General features: G+C 34.8%; 1 protein-coding gene and 1 tRNA gene. Both read left to right on the top strand.

The window, feature by feature from the left end:
- The first annotated feature begins 358 nt into the window (after positions 1 to 358).
- Positions 359 to 874 carry a DUF308 domain-containing protein gene (locus QP439_RS08900; RefSeq protein WP_049521056.1) on the top strand — a complete coding sequence of 172 codons (516 nt, stop codon included), beginning with the start codon at positions 359 to 361 and terminating at the stop codon, positions 872 to 874.
- Between the two features lie 62 nt (positions 875 to 936).
- Positions 937 to 1,009: transfer RNA gene (locus tag QP439_RS08895), tRNA-Lys, on the top strand.
- Positions 1,010 to 1,190 lie beyond the last annotated feature (181 nt).

Raw genomic sequence — 1,190 nt, 5'->3', positions numbered from 1 at the left:
GGGACTTTTTTTCTACACAAAAAAGGCTCCATAAGATCCATAGGGGATTTACCCACTACAAATATTATAGAGCCCATTTGTCCCACATTTTAAATCTATCTTTTCTTTTTGAATCAAATTACATCTTTACAAATAGTGTAAAGCCAGTTACTTTTGCTTTGATGCCATACAATATTTTCATGTAGAGAAGACAAATTTTATCTTCTCTTTTTATTTTCAAAATAATAAAAACTGATTTTCTTTTCATAAATCAGACTGAAACTTCCAAATTTTCCATTTTGTTTATTGATATTTCCTCTAAAAAGGTGTATAATATTTTTATTATCAAACTATACTATACTATATAGGGGGTATTGAAATGAAATTTTCTAATCGTTTATCGCTATTCCTTGCAGGAGTTGTTTTTGTCCTTTTAGGACTTTTCCTATTTACAAACCCAGTAGCTAATCTTGTTGCTTACAGCTGGTGGATTGCATTTGGTTTACTGGTTTCTTCTATAGCAGCTATTTTAGGCTATTTCTCTGTACCAAAAGAGCTTCGCTCACCAGCTCATCTTTTCCAAGGGATTGTTAATCTTCTCTTAGCTCTTTACCTCGTTGCCTATGGCTTTGTGACGCTGCCAGTTGTCATTCCAACTATTTTAGGAATTTGGTTAATTGTAGAAGCCATTATAGCTTTCTTTAAAGGCAATCGTCTGGGATTGATTTTCCCTATTATTGGCAACCATATCATGTGGATAGCGTTGCTTGCATTTTTACTAGGTCTAGTGATTTTGTTCAATCCAGTAGCTACAAGTGTCTTTGTCGTTTATGTCGTTGCCTTTGCATTTTTAATTGTTGGTTTCACCTATATCCTTGATGCCTTTCGTAAATAATCTAGCTGCCATTTTGGGCATATTAAAATAGCTGGGAAGTTACATTCTCAGCTTTTTCTGTTGCCTCCTTAGCTCAGTTGGTAGAGCAGTAGACTCTTAAGCTATGGGGCGCAGGTTCGAGCCCTGCAGGGGGCACATCTAAATCAACAGAAATAAGCCTTGAAACCAAGGCTTTTTTTAACGTCTAATAGCTTTTTGTAGAAAAGTATTTAAAAATAAAAGAGAAGAGAATCTCTCACTCTCTTCTCAGTATATCTTATTAAATGGCTCTATAATATTTGTAGTGGGTAAATCCCCTATGGATCTTATGGAGCCT

It is taken from the genome of Streptococcus sp. UMB1203 (assembly GCF_030217725.1).
Lineage (GTDB): Bacteria > Bacillota > Bacilli > Lactobacillales > Streptococcaceae > Streptococcus.
This window is presented reverse-complemented; position numbering and strand designations above follow the sequence as displayed.